15 protein-coding genes and 1 pseudogene are annotated in these 16477 nt (G+C 62.2%); 8 read left to right on the top strand and 8 right to left on the bottom strand.

Going from position 1 to position 16477, the window contains the following annotated elements:
- Positions 1 to 38: 38 nt before the first annotated feature.
- A complete protein-coding gene (locus NVV72_14935; GenBank protein MCR6660567.1) occupies positions 39 to 281 on the bottom strand; it encodes a hypothetical protein in 243 nt (80 codons plus the stop codon).
- Here NVV72_14935 and NVV72_14940 point away from each other — a divergent pair.
- The 5 genes and pseudogenes from NVV72_14940 (at position 280) to NVV72_14960 (ending at position 4972) form a co-directional block, all read left to right on the top strand.
- Positions 280 to 450 carry a hypothetical protein gene (locus NVV72_14940; protein MCR6660568.1) on the top strand — a complete coding sequence of 57 codons (171 nt, stop codon included), beginning with the start codon at positions 280 to 282 and terminating at the stop codon, positions 448 to 450. The two genes, NVV72_14935 and NVV72_14940, sit on opposite strands and share 2 nt — an antisense overlap.
- 122 nt (positions 451 to 572) lie before the next feature.
- Positions 573 to 1097, top strand: coding sequence for a sigma-70 family RNA polymerase sigma factor (locus NVV72_14945; GenBank protein ID MCR6660569.1), 525 nt, complete (start codon positions 573 to 575; stop codon positions 1095 to 1097).
- A gap of 130 nt (positions 1098 to 1227) precedes the next feature.
- Positions 1228 to 2216 (top strand): annotated as a pseudogene (locus tag NVV72_14950) (FecR domain-containing protein).
- Between the two features lie 4 nt (positions 2217 to 2220).
- Positions 2221 to 4572 (top strand): TonB-dependent receptor, encoded by a 2352-nt coding sequence (locus tag NVV72_14955; protein ID MCR6660570.1) that lies wholly within the window; start codon positions 2221 to 2223, stop codon positions 4570 to 4572.
- A 202-nt stretch (positions 4573 to 4774) separates the two neighbouring features.
- The gene (locus NVV72_14960; protein ID MCR6660571.1) at positions 4775 to 4972 is read left to right on the top strand and encodes a hypothetical protein; all 198 of its coding nucleotides are present in this window, start codon (positions 4775 to 4777) and stop codon (positions 4970 to 4972) included.
- A gap of 62 nt (positions 4973 to 5034) precedes the next feature.
- On the opposite strand, the gene NVV72_14965 is transcribed toward NVV72_14960, so the two are convergent.
- Genes NVV72_14965 through NVV72_14985 form a run of 5 tightly spaced genes read right to left on the bottom strand, consistent with a single transcriptional unit; the run spans position 5035 to position 10029 of the window.
- On the bottom strand, positions 5035 to 5307 hold the full coding sequence (locus NVV72_14965) for a thioredoxin family protein (GenBank protein ID MCR6660572.1): 273 nt from the start codon (positions 5305 to 5307) through the stop codon (positions 5035 to 5037).
- Positions 5270 to 7966 carry an FAD:protein FMN transferase gene (locus NVV72_14970; GenBank protein MCR6660573.1) on the bottom strand — a complete coding sequence of 899 codons (2697 nt, stop codon included), beginning with the start codon at positions 7964 to 7966 and terminating at the stop codon, positions 5270 to 5272. Before NVV72_14970 ends, NVV72_14965 begins: the two co-directional genes overlap by 38 nt.
- Entirely contained in the window at positions 7966 to 9339 is a 1374-nt protein-coding gene (locus NVV72_14975) for a DUF3570 domain-containing protein (protein MCR6660574.1), read from the bottom strand. Before NVV72_14975 ends, NVV72_14970 begins: the two co-directional genes overlap by 1 nt.
- The gene (locus NVV72_14980; GenBank protein MCR6660575.1) at positions 9330 to 9563 is read right to left on the bottom strand and encodes a DUF4266 domain-containing protein; all 234 of its coding nucleotides are present in this window, start codon (positions 9561 to 9563) and stop codon (positions 9330 to 9332) included. The genes NVV72_14975 and NVV72_14980 overlap by 10 nt, the downstream gene beginning before the upstream one ends.
- Positions 9553 to 10029, bottom strand: coding sequence for a TlpA family protein disulfide reductase (locus NVV72_14985; GenBank protein ID MCR6660576.1), 477 nt, complete (start codon positions 10027 to 10029; stop codon positions 9553 to 9555). Before NVV72_14985 ends, NVV72_14980 begins: the two co-directional genes overlap by 11 nt.
- 172 nt (positions 10030 to 10201) lie before the next feature.
- On the opposite strand from NVV72_14985, the gene NVV72_14990 reads away from it, so the two are divergent.
- Positions 10202 to 10795, top strand: a complete 594-nt coding sequence (locus NVV72_14990) for a hypothetical protein (GenBank protein ID MCR6660577.1) — start codon at positions 10202 to 10204, stop codon at positions 10793 to 10795.
- Here the strand turns inward: NVV72_14990 and pdeM are convergent.
- Both pdeM and NVV72_15000 read right to left on the bottom strand, forming a co-directional pair.
- Complete coding sequence (gene pdeM, locus NVV72_14995; protein MCR6660578.1) at positions 10747 to 11421, bottom strand: ligase-associated DNA damage response endonuclease PdeM; 675 nt, start codon at positions 11419 to 11421, stop codon at positions 10747 to 10749. The two genes, NVV72_14990 and pdeM, sit on opposite strands and share 49 nt — an antisense overlap.
- Positions 11411 to 13849, bottom strand: a complete 2439-nt coding sequence (locus NVV72_15000; GenBank protein MCR6660579.1) for a ligase-associated DNA damage response DEXH box helicase — start codon at positions 13847 to 13849, stop codon at positions 11411 to 11413. The genes pdeM and NVV72_15000 overlap by 11 nt, the downstream gene beginning before the upstream one ends.
- A 43-nt stretch (positions 13850 to 13892) precedes the next feature.
- Here NVV72_15000 and NVV72_15005 point away from each other — a divergent pair, with 43 nt between their 5' ends.
- A complete protein-coding gene (locus tag NVV72_15005) occupies positions 13893 to 14900 on the top strand; it encodes a ligase-associated DNA damage response exonuclease (protein ID MCR6660580.1) in 1008 nt (335 codons plus the stop codon).
- Positions 14897 to 16474: a cisplatin damage response ATP-dependent DNA ligase gene (locus tag NVV72_15010; GenBank protein ID MCR6660581.1), complete on the top strand. Its 1578-nt coding sequence runs from the start codon at positions 14897 to 14899 to the stop codon at positions 16472 to 16474. The genes NVV72_15005 and NVV72_15010 overlap by 4 nt, the downstream gene beginning before the upstream one ends.
- Positions 16475 to 16477: the final 3 nt, after the last annotated feature.

Genomic DNA, 16477 nt, shown 5'->3' on the forward strand with positions numbered 1-16477 from the left:
TCAGCAGCCGGGACGGTCCGGCTGGCTGTTGACCTTATCTATTTGCCGGCTTGAGAGGCGGCGTAGCCGCGCAGGGACGTCATCAGGCTGGTCATGGTCGAGACAAAGGCATCTTTCGACACACTGCCTGTATTTTTCGGATCGAGAGCGGACCAGGTCTTGTCGAAACCATAGGCTTTGAAATTCACCGGCGGGCTGAGGGTCTGGAAAGCTGTCTGCAACTGCGGCCTGGTGATGGTGCCGCTATTCTGGGTGTCGATCTTGGCGAAGAGGTCGGACATGCGTTTGGCCGGCGGCATGGGCGCGCTGGCGCCGGTCATGGCCCAAGCTGACGATATACCGGCGGGACCGGAAACAGAAGACGTCATTACTATCCTTTTAGGTCTGAAATCAGGACTGGCCACGGCCGGTATCAACGGCGCTGATGTATGGACACCGCCCGCGTCGTAATGTCGTAAAGCGTTCGGTGGTTTTTTTCAAAGCCTCCGGCGGGGCCGGGACGAGCCACATTTTGACCCTTTTTCAAGGCCAAGCGATACAATTGCAATGTGTCTAATGGTTCGCCGGGCTCGATGACTTCGCCTTTACTCAGCGCCTATCTGGAAAAGCGGACCCTGCTGGTGCGTTATTTCACGGCGCGTACCCGTGACGCCGGCGTAGCGGAAGACATCGTGCAGGAACTCTATCTGAAGATCGCCGCCCAGCCGGATGATTACAGCGTCGATAATCCCTCCGCCTTCCTGTTTCGCGCCGCCAATAATATCTGGTTGAACCGCCTGCGCGGCGAAGGGCGCGATCGGCGCCGTAATGGCGAATGGCACGACACGGTGCGTCAATCGATCGGCGAAGATGTCATTGTCGATGAGCCCGATGCCGAGGTCCGCCTGGTGGCGCGTCAGCAACTGGCCCTGGTCATGAAGGGGGTCGAGGCCCTGCCTGAGCGGACGCGTGATATTTTTCGCCTGCACAGGTTTGAGGAGCTTAATCAGGCGCAGGTGGCGCAAAAGCTCGGCGTGTCGAAAAGCACGGTTGAAAAGCATCTGTGCGCAGCGCTGAAATCGCTTATGGCCCTGGCGCGCGCTGGCCCCGGCCCCTGAGGACGCCCCAAATTCGCCACGATGATGCAAATATTTCGCAGAAAATCGCCCAGGCCTGTACGATGATCCCCTCGCGGCGGTGTCGTTATGACAGGTACACACAAGACCGCAGCCGGAACCAGACTAAACCATGTCGAACGACGCTATCAGGACGCAGACGCTTCAGGACCAGGCCATTGCCTGGGTTGTGCGCGCGCACGCCTCCGATATGTCGGATGACGATATTATCGCTCTGAGCGAATGGCTGGAGGCCGACCCGGCACATCTGGCGGCCTATGACGCCGCCGAACGCGTCTGGATCGGTGAGGCGCCGGCGGCTGAAACGGCAACCGTAGTTGATCTGGCCTCAGCACGCGCCGGGAAAATCAAAAAGCCGGCCGCGCCGTCGCGCCGCCTGTGGCTGATCGCCGGCGGCATGGCTGCGGGGCTGGCGGCTCTGGCCCTGCTTCCCGGTCTGTGGAAGGCGCAGGCGCCGCTGATCTATGAGACGGCGACCGGCCAGACGCGCGAAGTCGCTCTTGATGACGGCACCAGACTGCATCTCAACAGCGCCACGCGTCTTGAGGTGCGTTATGCGCGCAAGCGCCGGGATATTGTGCTCGACAGGGGGAGGTCGCGCTTGATGTGGCCCATGATGCAGATCGGCCATTGAGCGTTCATGCGGGCGATGAGGTACTGCGCGATGTCGGCACGGTGTTCGATGTGCTGCGGCATGATGGCACGGTCACGGTGACCGTCAATAGCGGGGCGGTGGCAATGCTCCGGGCGGGGGAAACGTCAAAAGCCCTTGCATCCGAAAGGGTTTTGCACGCCGGCGATCAGGCTGTCATCGATGAGACAACAGGCCGGGCGCAGCGCTCAAAGATCATGGTGGGGCCGGGCTTCGACTGGCAGCGCGGACAGGCGGTTTACCGCAACCGCTCTTTGGCCTATGTGGTCAGTGACCTCAATCGCTATTTCGACAAACCGATTGAGGTTGACGGCGAAACAGGCAAACTGAACGTCACGGCTGTACTCACCCTCGATTCGGAGGCTTCGGTTGTTCGCCACCTGCAAGATTTCCTGCCGGTCGAGGCTGCCGAGAGCGACAAGGCGATTACCCTGCGCCGGAAGCCTTAGCCTTGTGAGCTTTGGCGCACTGATGCTGGCGGCGCCGGCTCTGGCCACGCAGACAGTCCCCATAGATATTCCCGCCGAGCCTCTGGCGCAGGCCGTGGCCGATCTGGCCCGCCAGACCGGCAGCAATATCGGCGGTGTCGATCCCGCCCGGTGCGCTGCGCCGCTGCGGGCCATCCGCGGTGCCATGACCGCACGGACCGCGCTCGACCGGCTGCTGCGCGGCAGCCATTGCCGGTTCGATCAGCCGGATGACAATACCTTCGTGCTGAAACTGCGTCCGCGCCCGGTTCTGCGCCTGCCGCGTCCCGAACCGACGCCGGCGGAAGTGCCCACCGAGGTTATGGTGACCGCGAACCGCCGGCTTCAGAACGCCGCCACGGCCGCCTCGGCGATCAGCGTCATCGGCGCCGATGCCCTGACGCGACGGGGCGGTGACTTGTCCGATGTCGCCGCACAGGCGGCCGGATTGACCCTGACCAATCTGGGGCCCGGCCGCAACAAGATCCTGCTGCGCGGCCTGTCGGACGGTGTGTTCACTGGCCGCACGCAGTCCAGTGTCGGGCTTTATCTCGATGATGCACCGATCACATATAATGCGCCCGATCCTGACCTGCTGCTCGTCGACATGGCGCGGATCGAGGTGCTGAAAGGGCCGCAAGGCGCGCTTTATGGCGAGGGCTCGATTTCCGGCGTGGTGCGTCTGGTGACGCGGACGCCCGATCTGAGCCGGTTTGGCGGCAGTTTCAGCGCCGGCGTCGGTTTGAGTGATCAGGCCGCCGCTTCCAGCCGCTGGGACAGCGTTCTCAACCTGCCCCTCATCAAAGATCGTCTCGGTGTCCGCGTCGTGGCCTACAGCGACGAGGCGGGCGGCTATATCCGCGATCTCTCGACCGGTCAAAGCCACATCAACAGCGTTCAGCGCTTTGGATCGCGGTTTTCGGCGCTTTGGCGCGTCAATGCCGATTGGTCCGTGTCCGCATCGCAGGCCACCCAGCATATCAATGCGAAGGACAGCCAGTACGTCTCCGGCAATCTCGGCACCTATGCGCGTGACCTGACCATACGCGAACCGCACGACAACGATTTCAGCCAGGCATCATTCGGCTTGCAGGGGCGCACCGGACTGGGCACATTGAAGCTGTCGCTCAATCATCTCCATCATCATCTCGACAGCCGCTTTGACGCCTCGCCGCTGGCGGGGCAATATGGCCTGCCGGCGACGACAGGACTGATCTATGACCAGGCCCAGGCAGTGGAACTGACGACGCGCGAACTGACCCTGGTGTCGCCGTCAAACCAGCGCCTGCGCTGGCTGGCAGGGGTATTTTCCGCCCAAAGTACCGAGCGCCTGACACCGCGTCTGACCGAACCGGGTACGCGCCGCCCGCTTTACAGTGAGCGGCGCCACGACCGTATTACCACCCTGGCGGCGTTTGGCGAGCTGAGTTACGACCTGACGCCGCACTGGACGGCGGTGATGGGCCTGCGCCAGACCGACACCCGGCATGATCTTGACAGCCGTATCGATACCGAAACCGTCAGCGGCGATCATGATGAACAGATAATCGATCACGCCTCAACGGTACGCCTGTCGCATCAGGTGACCCTGCGTTACCGGCCGAACGATACGGCGACCTATTATCTTCAGTCTGGCGAAGGCTATCGCGGCGGTGGCTTCAATACCACGCACCTCTACGGCACACCGGCCATCCCCGCGCGATATGCTGGCGATGAGCTGAATGCCTATGAGCTAGGTGCCAAGCTGCGGTTTCCAGCTGTGAACCTGCGGCTTGATATGGTGCTGTTCAAGGCCTATTGGCGCGATCTGCAAAGCGACCAGTTGCAGGCGGATGGCCTGCCGGTCACCGTCAATATCGGCAATGGCGTCAATACCGGCCTTGAGGTTGAAGCGACATGGACACCTATGCAGGCCCTGACGCTGAAGGCGGCTGGCCTCATCAACGAGCCGCGCCTGACCCGGCCAAATCCGGACTTCGTCACCAATGAGGATTCCGGACTGCCCTATATCGCCCGGCAGAGTGTCAACCTGTCGGCGGACTGGCAGCGGACACTTGGCGGGGCGGTGTGGCATACCGGCGCCGATCTGACTTGGCGCGGTCGCTCGCATCTGAATTTCGGGCCGCTGCAAAATATTGAAATGGGCGGCTATGCCGAACTGGGCCTTTATACCAGCCTGGAGGCGGACACGATGCGCTTAAACCTGCGACTGGAGAATGCGCTGGGCGCCGATGGCAACAGCTTCGCCTATGGCAATCCGTTCAGTCTGGGGCTGACGCCGCAACAGACACCGCCACGTCCGCGCACCCTGTGGATCAGCCTGTCGCGGGACTTCTGACAAAGCCTCCGTAATTCCATGACACCGCTACTGGCCTGACCTCGTAACGCGCACGTTTAAGTGATGTTGCTTTCCTGTCAACTCATTGAAATTTAAACGGTTGTTAAGGGTGCTGGCGCATCTTTCAACTGTGGCAAATCCATTTGCCGCAGGGCCTTGGCCCTTGTTTTCAGGGTAAAGAATTTACCGAAAGGATATCCAGATGACCTCTATTAGTGCGGTTGGCGCCTATAGCCCGACACCCGCGTCGCAACCCGTCGCGCGTGTCGATCCCGATCATGACGGCGACAATGACGCCGGCAAGTCGAAAGCCGCCGAAGCCGCCGAAACCTCGCGCGGCCCAGCCACCACCGTGACCTTGTCGCCACAGGCGAAGGCCATGATGGCAAGTCAGGGCTAAACGTAAAAGCAAGCGTTGCGTAACCGGTATCGAGGGCGGTCTGACCCCTCGATATGGGCGCCTTATCGGCCAGCCTGCACAGCCTTTATCACGGTGTCAGGCGTCAACAGTTGCGGCAGGATCACTGGCTGGGCCTGACCTGGACCGTAATAGACATACAGCGGCACGCCTGACCGGCCATTCTGCGTCAGATAGCGCGTGATTTCGGCATCGCGGTGCGTCCAGTCCCCCACCATATAGGCCACATTCTGCGCCTTCAGCACCGATTGTACGCGCGTGTCCGCCAGGGCGACGTGCTCATTGACCTTGCAGGTCAGGCACCAGGCCGCGGTCATGTCGACCAGAACCGGCTGCCCTTGCGCGCGCAGGACGTCGAGGCGGGCTTGCGAGAACGCGACCTCGCCCACAGTGGCGGCGGTGACCGGCGCGGCGGGCGTCTGCATGGCCGATCCGATGCCAAGGGCGAGGCCAATGATGACCGCTATGGCGCGCCACCCGTTCGGCAGTTTGCGGGCGATTGTCGCGGCGGCGACCAGCGCCATGCCGAGTGCCAGCAGGCCCAGTCCGGCCGAGCCGGCCTGTTGCCAGAAGACCCAGGCCATCCAGGCGGCGGCCAGGTACATGGGGATGGCCAGAATTTGGCGCAACCGATCCATCCACGGACCGGGGCGTGGCATGAGCCGCGCCAGTGACGGCATCCAGGTCAGGACGAAGGTCAGGGCCACGAAGGGCGCGGCAAAGCCCAGGCCCAGGGCCATGAAAATGGCGATTGACGCGAAACCGCCGCGCGCCAGCGCCACGCCGGTGGCCGTGGCCATGAAGGGCGCGCTGCACGGCGCGGCGACCATCACCGCCAGTACACCGGTCATGAAGGCGGCCAGATAGGGATGCCGGCCGATCGGCTGCGCGCGCGGCGGCGGCCTGTAATGAGCCGCCGATTTCAAACAGGCCGGAGAGATTGAGGCCGACCATCAACATCAGCAGGCTCAAGGCCGCGGTGACATAGGGTGACTGCAATTGAAAGCCCCAGCCGACCATGCCGCCGAGCGCCCGCGCCACATCGAGCAGGATCGAAAGGGAGACAAAGCTCAGGACGGCGCCGAGGCCATAGATCAGGGCTTCGCGCCGAGCCAGCCGGTGATCGTGGCCGGTGCGGGTCAGGGCCAGCAGTTTCATCGACAGGATGGGGAAGACGCACGGCATCAGGTTGAGCACAAGCCCGCCGAGGAAGGCCAGGAAGACCGCCAGGGCTATGCCGTCAGATCGCGGCGCGGCCGGTTTCGCAACGGGTGGTGCCGCCTCGTGCGCAAGGACGCGCACCGCTGCACCATCGGCAAAGCGCACGACCAGCGGCGCCAGGGCGGGCAGGTCGGTACCGCTGGCCATTGGCAGGCTGACACTGGAGCCCTGCGGGGCGGTTGTCAGGGTTTGCGGGGCCGCGGGCGGAATCAGATCAGCGATTTCGCTGAAGACGTAGGCGCCGTCCGGATGGGAAAACCGTGTGCGTTGGGCGGGATTGCCCGGCAGCGAAAAGCGGATGTTGAGGGTGCCGGCCTCTCGGCTATAGGTGGCTGGCGCTTGGAGATCGACCGGCAGGGCGGCAGGCGTGGCGACGGGCGCCATTTGGGCGGATACACTCAGCCGTCCGGTCAGATCGAAGCTGACGGGCTCGCAGCTATCGCGGCAGACCAGGGAGTCAATATGCAGGGTGTAGGGGAGGTGGCTGCCGATTTTCACATCCGGCGCCGCGCGCACATGCACATAGGCGGTGACCGGCTGGTCATAGCCATAGGTAACGACGCCGTCATAGGTCAGTTTTTGCGGCGTCGGCCACTGGGTGCGCACGAGGCTGACCTCAGGCGCGGCATTAAGGCTGATGTCGGTCGGCAGGCCCGTATCGCCGGGATTGATCCAGTAGGTATGCCAGGCTTTGTCAGGCGTCAGGGTCACGGCCAGCACGGTCTCGCCGCCGGGCGTGATAGCCGCCGGCGCGGCCTCCAGCGCGGCGGTCATGTGGCCGGAGCGCACGGCGGCCCATGACGGCGCCACAGACAGCAGGGCGGCCAGCGCCAAACTGACCAGGAGGTATTTTAAGCGGATCAACGAACGCACCACGAGGGTATGCCTTCCTGTTTGAGAAATGTTTCCGCCCGGCGGCCGTGCAGCATGGCCGGGGTCGAGATAAAGCCGGCTTCGATGCAGGTCGGGGCCGCCACGGTCACCGAACGCGGCGGATCCGTGACCGGCCCTGGCCGTGCGCGGATCGAGAATATGCGAATACCGGATGCCGTCCCTGAGCAGGAAGCGACGCGCATCGCCGCTGGTGGTCAGGGCGCCGTCAGTGATTTCCAGCCGGCCGGCCATTTCGCCCGGCCGGTCGGTGTCCTCGATGCCGACGCGCCAGCGCTGATCATCCCGGCGCGGACCGGTAACCCGCAGGTCGCCGCCGAAATTGACCAGACAGGCCCGGTCGGTGAAGGTGCGCAGGCGATTGATCGCGCAATCGACGGCATATTCCTTGCCGAAGCCGCCGAAGTCGATCTCTCGGCCTGCGCCGAGCGTAATCTCTCCGGCTTGCCAGCGCACCTTGCCCCAGCCGATCAGGGGGCGAAGGGAGGCGATATCGGCGCGCGAGGGCACATTGTCCGAACCGTCGAACCGCCAGATGCGCCTGAGCACGCCGGAGGTGATGTCGAAGCGTCCGCCGCTGAGCTGCCAGGCCCGATCGGCGAAATCGATCAGGGCGCGGGTTTCATCATCGACACTTACCGGCGCACCGACCGCGGCATTGATGCGGCCGATGACGCTGTCCGGGCGATAGCGGCTGTAAGTCGTCTCAATGCGCATGGCCTCGGCGGCGACCACCCGGCCAGCTTTTTCGGCCAGCCGGGGATCGTCGGTTTCGATACGCAGTTCGCAGGGCGAGTGCATGGCGGCAAAGCGATAGACAAAGCCGTCATCCAGTTGCTCCAGATCGGCTGTAGCCTCGGTCATCAGTAGAAGGCGAAGCTGTAGCCAAGGATCACGCTGGTCGCCTTGACGCCGGTGAACAGGTTTTCCTGCTTGAGGTCGCCAACCGCATAGGATGGATGGCTGGTGCCGGTCTGCTGATAGCTGGCCGCGCGCAGGTAAAGCTCGTCATTGCCACGCAGCCGCATCCCGAGTTTCAGACCAATCGTCGAGGCGTCGAAACTGGCCAGCCGACTGTCCGAGGAGGCATTTTCGGGAAGGGCCTGCCCATCGATCAGATAGTCGCGGAAGAAGTTGGCCTTGGTCTGGTGGTAATAGCGGTAACTCGGCTCCACATAAAGGAAGGAGGTCAGCGGGATACGCTCGGCCACTTCCAGGGTTTCGGCATTGATCCCCCAGCTATCATGATAGAGCCGGGCGGAGACATCGGCGACTGTGCCCCAGAGCGCCAGCTTGTTGCCGATATAGAGGCTCTGGCGCAGGCGTGAACCCGGACGGCTCTCATAAAGATATCTGACTGGCGCGCCACTTTCACCATTGACCACCGAGATTATGCGGTAGGGATCGGTCTGGTAGCCGGAGGTGTCGCCCAGCGAGTAGTTGACCTGCATCAGCCAGTAGCGGTTCATCACCTGGCTGACACCGGCGACCAGATCCACGACCGTTTTCTGCCGGTTCCCACCCTTCAGGGTGCCGCTCATCTGCGTCAAAGGTTCAGGGGTGCCGAAAAAGGGCTTGGAGGTGTCGGATTCAAAATTGAGGGCGACCGAGGCCGTGGTGTTCTTGTCGTTGAAGTCGCGGGCATACCCGACATTGGCCGACATCGAGCTGTAGTCGCGCTCGCTGGAATAGCTGCCGCCGATGCTCAGGCGATCGCCATTGTCGCGCGTGCCGGTATAGCCGAGATCGATGGCGTATCTCTGGTCCCGGAAGCCACTGTCCACCGGCAGGGTGTCGGCGGCGACTGTGTATTGTCGCGCCGTGACATCGGTGCCGGGAATGGTGACCAGCGTGCTGTTGCCCGAGGCGCTGGTGACCGTCGTTTTCTGCCCCTGGGTTTTTGACGGGGTAATGAAGGTTTGGTCATGGGTCCAGGGTGCGGCGCCATTGGGGGTGGCCCCGGTCAGGGTGTCGGCGGTCAGCTTGACATGCAGGACATCGCCGCTGTCGTCATTGAGCGTGAAGCTGGCGACGGGTTCCGTGGCCTTCACCCGCCCGCCGGCTTCCTGGTAGAACAGGATCGCCGTATCGACGCGCGTCAGGCCGGCGTCAGTAGAGGTATCGTCATTGATATTCTGGCTGGCCTGCTGGGCATGGACGCCCGCACCGGCAAACAGGCCCGCGGTCATCAGGCCGAGTGCAGCCGTCAGGCGGCCTTTGCGTTTCCTCAGTTGCATCCGCAGCCCCCGCCGTCAAAGGAGCGGCCGCCGGAAGCTCCTTCCTTGGAAAAATAGATATGATCATCGGTGCCGGCGATCAGCGGATGGGTGACGGGCTGCATGGAACGCCGAGCCATCAGGTCGCGGTCCCAGGATTTAGCACCCAGGGATGAGCAACCGCCCAGCAGCAGGCACGCGGCGGACGTGGCCAGTGCGGCCATGTGCAAAGCCTTAATTTTCATGGACAAGCTCCGCGACCTGATCGTTGTAATTGGCAGCCTGTTCCGGATGGAAACCCAGGTGGGTATAGCGGATACGGCCATCGCGCCCGATCAGCAGGCTGGTCGGCATGTCGTGGACCTTGTAGCGCTGCGCCAGGACGCCTTTGGCATCGTAGACGACGGTCAGGTCACTGCCGACGCGCTTCAGGAAGCTGTCGGCGCGATCGCGGCTGTGATCGACATTGACGGCGATGATCACCAGGCCGTCCGGTCCGTAGCGCGACTTGAGCTGTTCCATATAGGGGAAGGACTGCTCGCAGGGGTGGCACCATGAGGCCCAGAAGTCGAGATAGACGACCTTGCCCTTGTAGGCGGACAAATCGAGGGGCTCACCCGCCATGACCGGAGGGGCGCTGGCCAGCAGGGTGGCGCTGGCGAAGAGGGACAGGCCGGCGAGTAGGCGCGGCAACAGACGTTTAATGACCACAATAGGTTCTCCGTGGGGTGGATCATCCAAACGACACCGCCGCGCCGGACAGGTCGTACTTGCGCCGGAAAATTTTTTTTTGAGGATCGGGATTACGGCTGTTGTCTGTGGGCGGTGTCACTCAGGCGAAAGGGCATCTGACCGTCCATGCCCGAACCGCTGATGGAGGATCATGGTCGTGAACCGTCGCACTCTGTTCATCTCTGCTTTTTCCGCCGCGTTCCTGCCCGATATCGCCAGGGCGGGCACGCCTCTGACCTTCGTGCCGCAGCCGGGTCTGGTGGGTTCGGGCAGACTCAATATCCTGACGGTGCCTGTGCTGGATATATCGCTCTTTGCGCCGCAGTCACACTGGCGTCCTGACAGGCCCTATGCCTTGCAGGTCACCTTTCTGCGTGATCTGGAGGCGCGCAGAATGGCCGGTCACATCCGGGATGAGATGCAGCACATTGGGGCGGGCGATGCCGGGCGCCTGGAACTCTGGACGCGGGAACTGGAAGCGGTCCTGCCCGACATGCGGCGCGGAGACGTGCTGACCGGCGTGCGGGACCAGGGGGCGCGGTCCTCCTTTTTCACGGTGACAGATCTTTGGGGCATATCGCGGAAAATGGATTTTCAGAGGCTTTTTTTGGCATTTGCCTGGGGCCTCGGACATCTCAGCCGAAGTTGCGGCAGGCGGTACTTGGACTTGCCTCTGCAGAACACCAAGGAGCGTGATCAGGATGGAAGGTCCAGGGCGGCAATCGTCCGGCCGTGGATGATATAGGGTCGCAGGGGATCATCGGCGCCAAGTTCGGCAAAAACAGGATCGCGCATATCGAGCCCGCCGGTGAAGCTGCCGAAGGCCGGCATGATCAACAGGTTTTGATTTATGGCGAAACATTTGCCGGTCAGGCGATGGCCATGCAGTGAGATGCGCAGCTTGGGATGAAAATGGCCGATAATCTGCGGTTTCGGACTGACTGCCGGCGCGTGGCGGAAGGTCAGGCCATCCAGTTCGATGCCGTCAGTAAAACTGAGGCCGCTTTCGCTCAACAGGCCGATATCGTGATTGCCCTCCACCAGATGGCAGGTATCGACTGCACCGCAGATCTTCCTGAACTGCTGGCGGGCGGTGGCTTCCAGTCGTTCCCAGGCGTGGCGGTCGTGGAAACTGTCGCCCAGCATGACCAGGGATTGCGGGCGGTATTTTGAGACCAGAGCCTCCAGCCGGTTCAGGGTGTCCAGCGTGTCATAGGGCGCCAGCGGGGAGCCGAACTGTGCGAGAAACGTCGCCTTCTCCAGGTGCAGGTCGGAAACCACCAACATACGCTGCGCCGGCCAGTAAAGCCCCAGGGCGGCGTCGAGCACCAGTCGCTGGCCGGCGAAATCGACCTCAAGACTAGAGCGCATCTTCGACCTCGTGCATCAGGGTTTCGGCGGTCTCGGCCAGGCTTTGCTGGGCCAGCAACGCTTCCATACCGCCGCCGGGCAGGCGTTCGGTGCGGACATCGAGGATGACCGGCAAGGAGAGCGGCGAGGGGCGCGGCAGGTCGCGGAATTCGATATGACGCTGGAATTTCAGGATCATATCGGTCAGGCGGTCGAGGTCGAGCAGTTCGCGTTCGGCATCGGAGCGCGCCAGGGCCAGCAGGACGTGAGCCGGCTCATACTTTCGCAGCACATCATAGATCAGGTCGGTGGAAAAGGTGACCTGTTTCAGCGTCTTGCGGGCGGAATTATTGTTCTGCTCGACAATGCCGGCGATGGTCGCCACCCGGCGAAACGATCGCTTGAGCATGGGCGATTCTGCCAGCCATTCTTCCAGTTCATCGGCCAGGATATCCGGCAACAGCAGGTCATAGACCGTATCCTCGGTCACCGGCTGGAGGCTGTTGATCGCCAGGCCATAGTCGGTGACGGTGAAGCTCAGAGGATGGAGGCCGGTGCGCTCCATGCGGCGGCTGACCAGCATACCCAGGGTCTGGTTGGCGCGGCGCCCTTCGAAGGTATAGAAGATGACGCAGTTGAGCTTGCCGCGCGGAAAGCTTTCGACCAGCAGGCTTTTACGGTCGGGCAAAACCGAAAAACGCGCTTGCAGGTGCAGCCAGTTGCGCACCACTTTCGGCAGTTTTTCAAAGCCTTTTTCGTTCTGCAAAAAGGCGCGCACGCCTTCGGCCAGGAAAGTCGAGAGCGGCATCTGGCCGCCGGCATAGGTCGGTATCATCGGTTCCCTGGCGGCCGAAGCGCGCGCTTCGAGCGTCATGTCATGGATGCGCTCGAAGGCCAGGATCTCGCCGGCGAAATAGAAGGTATCGCCTGGCCGCAGGGATTGCCCGAAGGACTCCTCGATCTCGCCGAGATACTTGCCGCCGCGACCATGGCGGCGTTTGACCTTCAGCTTGCCGGCCTCGATGATGACGCCGATATTCTGGCGATGGCGCTGGATGACCGCTTTATTCGCAGGGATCCAGGTGCCATCGTCCTGTTTGATCAGCCGTTGCCAGCGATCGTAATTACGCAGTACATAGCCGCCATCGATGACGAACTGGAACAATTCCTCGAACTGCGCGTAGGTCAGTTGACGATAGGACCAGGACTGGATGACCAGTTGGTGCAACTGATGCGGCGTTACCGGCGCGGAACAGGCGGCATTGAGGATGAACTGGATGGCGACGTCCTGCGAGCCGGGCAGGGGATGGTCACCATCGAGATGCCGCGCCTTGATAGCCAGCATGGCGGCCTCGCATTCCAGTACCTCGAAACGATTGGCCGGCACCAGAAACGCCTTCGAGGGCACATTGACCTGGTGGTTGGATCGGCCAATGCGTTGCAGCAGGCGCGAGACGCCCTTGGGCGCGCCCACCTGGATGACGACATCGACATCGCCCCAATCGATGCCGAGTTCGATGGCGGAGGTAGCGACCAGACCGCGCAGTTTGCCTTCGGCCATCATCTTCATGGTTTTGGCGCGCAGCTCACGGGTCAGCGAGGCATGGAAGATGGCGATCGGCAGCGCCTGGTCATTGACATCCCACAGGAACTGGAACAGCAGTTCGGCCTGAAACCGCGTATTAACAAAGACGATGGTCGAGCCGGCCTTTTCGATCTCGGCCATGATCTCGCTGACGGCATATTGCGCCACGAAACCAGTGAACGGGACCGGCTCTTTCGTCTTCAGGATGGAAACCTGCGGCGGTTTGCCGGTGGATGGGCTGTTGAAATGATCGACCGGCTGGCCGGTCTTGCCCAGCCACAGGCAGAACAGGTCCGGTTCGGCCACGGTGGCCGAAAGTCCGATGCGGCGGAAACCCGGCCGGTAGGCTTCAATCTGCGCCAGGGCGAGGGTGATCAGGTCGCCGCGTTTGCTGGCCGCCACCTGGTGGATTTCGTCGATCACCACGGCATCGATGGCGCCGAACATATCGCGCGCTTCCGGATAGCTGAGCAGCAGCATCAGAGATTCCGGCGTGGTCATCAGAATGTTGGGTGGTTTGGTACGCTGGCGCTTGCGGCGATGGGCCGAGGTATCACCTGTCCGGCTTTCGACCCGCACCGGCAGATCCAAAGCCCCAATGATCGCCGTAACATTGCGTTCGATATCGTAATTTAATGCCTTGAGCGGCGATATATAAAGCGTGTGAAGGCCTTTCGGCTGGGTTTCGCTGATGTCAATCAGCGATCCCAGGAAACCGGCCAGGGTCTTGCCGGTGCCTGTGGGCGCGGTCAAAAGGGTCGACTGGCCTTTCTGGTAGCGGTCAACCATCTCGCGCTGGTGCGGCAATATGGTCCAGCCCTGCTGGTCGAACCACTGCCGGAACCGGGTCGGAATCTTCACCATGCTGAGACTGTATCGTGGCCGGAAATAAAGACGAAAGGTGGAAATGCACCCCAGGGACTGGATAGAGGTGAGGCCGCAGGGCGTCTATTGCAAGGCCGGCGATTTCTATATCGACCCGATGGCGCCGGTAAACCGCGCAGTAGTGACCCACGGCCATGCCGACCACGCGCGCGCGGGTCACGGCCATGTCTGGGCCACGGAGGCGACGCTGGCCATCATGCGGGCGCGCTACGGCGAAACCCATTACCTGATGACCGAGAACCCGATGGCCTATGGCGAGACGTTGGAGATCGGCGGTGTCAAGGTCAGCCTGCATCCGGCGGGGCATATTCTCGGCTCGGCCCAGGCCAGGCTGGAACATGCCGGTGCGAGTATCGTCTTTTCCGGCGACTATAAGCGCCGGGCAGACCCAACTTGCGTTCCATTCGAGCCGGTGCCGTGCGATGTCTTCGTCACCGAGGCGACCTTCGCCCTGCCGGTCTTTCGTCATCCGCCGCTGGAAGATGAGATTGCGCGGTTGCTAACCTCGATTGAGCAGTTTCCCGAACGCTGCCATCTGGTTGGCGTCTATGCCCTCGGCAAGTGCCAGCGCATTATCTGCGCCCTGCGTGCGGCGGGTTATGGCGAGACCATCCATTTGCATGGCGCCATGCAGAAGCTTTGCGAACTCTATGAAAGCTTTGGCATCGGGCTCGGCCTGCTGGAGCTGGTGACGCCGGAAAACGCCAGAAGGCTTGCCGGAAAGATCGTGCTGTGCCCGCCCTCGGCCTTGCAGGATCGCTGGTCGCGCAAGCTGCCCGACGTGCTGACCGCCGCGGCATCGGGCTGGATGCGTATCCGCGCCCGCGCCAGGCAGAAGGGCGTTGAACTGCCGCTGGTCGTCTCCGATCATGCCGACTGGGACGAACTGACCCGGACGCTCGTCGATGTCGGCGCGCCGGAGGTCTGGGTGACGCATGGCCGCGATGACGCCCTGGTCTATTACGCCCAGCAGCACGGCTTCAAGGCTCAGGCCCTGCATTTGCTGGGCTATGAGGATGACAGTGAATGAGGGCGTTTTCGCAACTGCTGGAAAAACTCTATTACGAGCCGGCGACCTCGGCCAAGGAGCGGTTGCTGCTTGATTATTTCGCCACCACGCCCGATCCGGATCGTGGCTATGCCGTGGCGATCATTGGCGGAAGCTTGAGTCTGCCCAATTTCAAACGCGGCATGGTGCTCGACCTGATCCGAGCGCGCACCGATCCGCAACTGCTGGCCATGAGCCACGACTATGTCGGTGAGCTGTCGGAAACGGTAGCCCACCTGTGGCCAACCGCGGCCATTCCGCCTAATGACCCCGACCTGCCGCCGCTGCATGAGGTGGTGGCCGGCCTGCGCCATACCCCCAAGGCGCAACTGCCCGACTATGTCGCCGGGTTGCTCGATCGAATGACGTCACCTGAGCGCTGGGCGTTATTGAAGATCGGCGCCGGCGCCTTGCGGATCGGCGTATCGGCGCGGATGCTGAAACAGGTTCTGGCCAAGTATGGTAACCAGCCGATCGAGCGCATCGAGACCCTGTGGCATGGCGTTGATCCGCCCTATGATGACCTGTTCGCCTGGCTGGAGGGGCGGGCGGAAGCGCCGGCTGTCAATGAGCGGCTGACCTTCACTCCGGTCATGCTGGCCCACCCGCTGGAAGAAAAGGATTTCGGCCTGATCCTGCCGGGAACCTATGCCGCCGAGTGGAAATATGATGGCATCCGAGTCCAGTGCGTCAACAGCGCCATTGGCCGCGCGCTTTTCACGCGCACCGGTGATGATATCAGCGGCAGTTTTCCCGACGCCCTGAAGCATCTCAACTTCCATGCCGTGCTCGATGGCGAGCTTCTGGTCCAGCGCGGCATCGAACTGGGCTCGTTCAACGACCTGCAACAACGCCTTGGACGCAAGAACCTATCCGCCAAACTGATGACAGACTATCCGGCGGCGATGATCGCCTATGACGTGCTGATGCTGGAAGGCGAGGATGTGCGGCCTTTGCCCTATGAAAAGCGCCGCGAATTACTCCAGGCAGCACTCGATAAATACCAGCCGGTCGGGATCAGCCTGTCACCGCAAATCCCCTGGCATGAGTTCACGCAGCTTGAGGAAGCGCGGGCTAGCGTCGATAATCTCTCGGTCATAGAGGGGCTGATGCTCAAGCGCCGCGACAGCGCCTATGTCGCCGGTCGGCCGACCGGCCCGTGGTACAAGTGGAAGATCAATCCCAAGCTGGTGGATGCCGTGCTGATGTACGCCCAGCGCGGCTCCGGCCGCCGGTCAAGCTACTATTCCGATTTCACCTTTGGCCTGTGGCGCGATGGCGAACTGTTGCCAATCGGCAAGGCCTATTTCGGTTTTACAGATGCCGAACTGGTCGAGTTGGATAAATGGATACGCCACCACACGCTCAAGACCTTTGGGCCGGTGCGCGAGGTGAAAAAGGAACTTGTGTTCGAGGTCGCTTTCGACGCCGTCCATCGCTCGACGCGCCATAAATCCGGCTATGCCCTGCGCTTTCCGCGCATAAGCCGCATCCGCTGGGACAAGCCGGCGGCCGAAGCAGACGAGATGACGGTTCTGGAACGGTTGATGGGATAGCCC

This window comes from Asticcacaulis sp., from assembly GCA_024707255.1.
Taxonomy (GTDB): domain Bacteria; phylum Pseudomonadota; class Alphaproteobacteria; order Caulobacterales; family Caulobacteraceae; genus Asticcacaulis.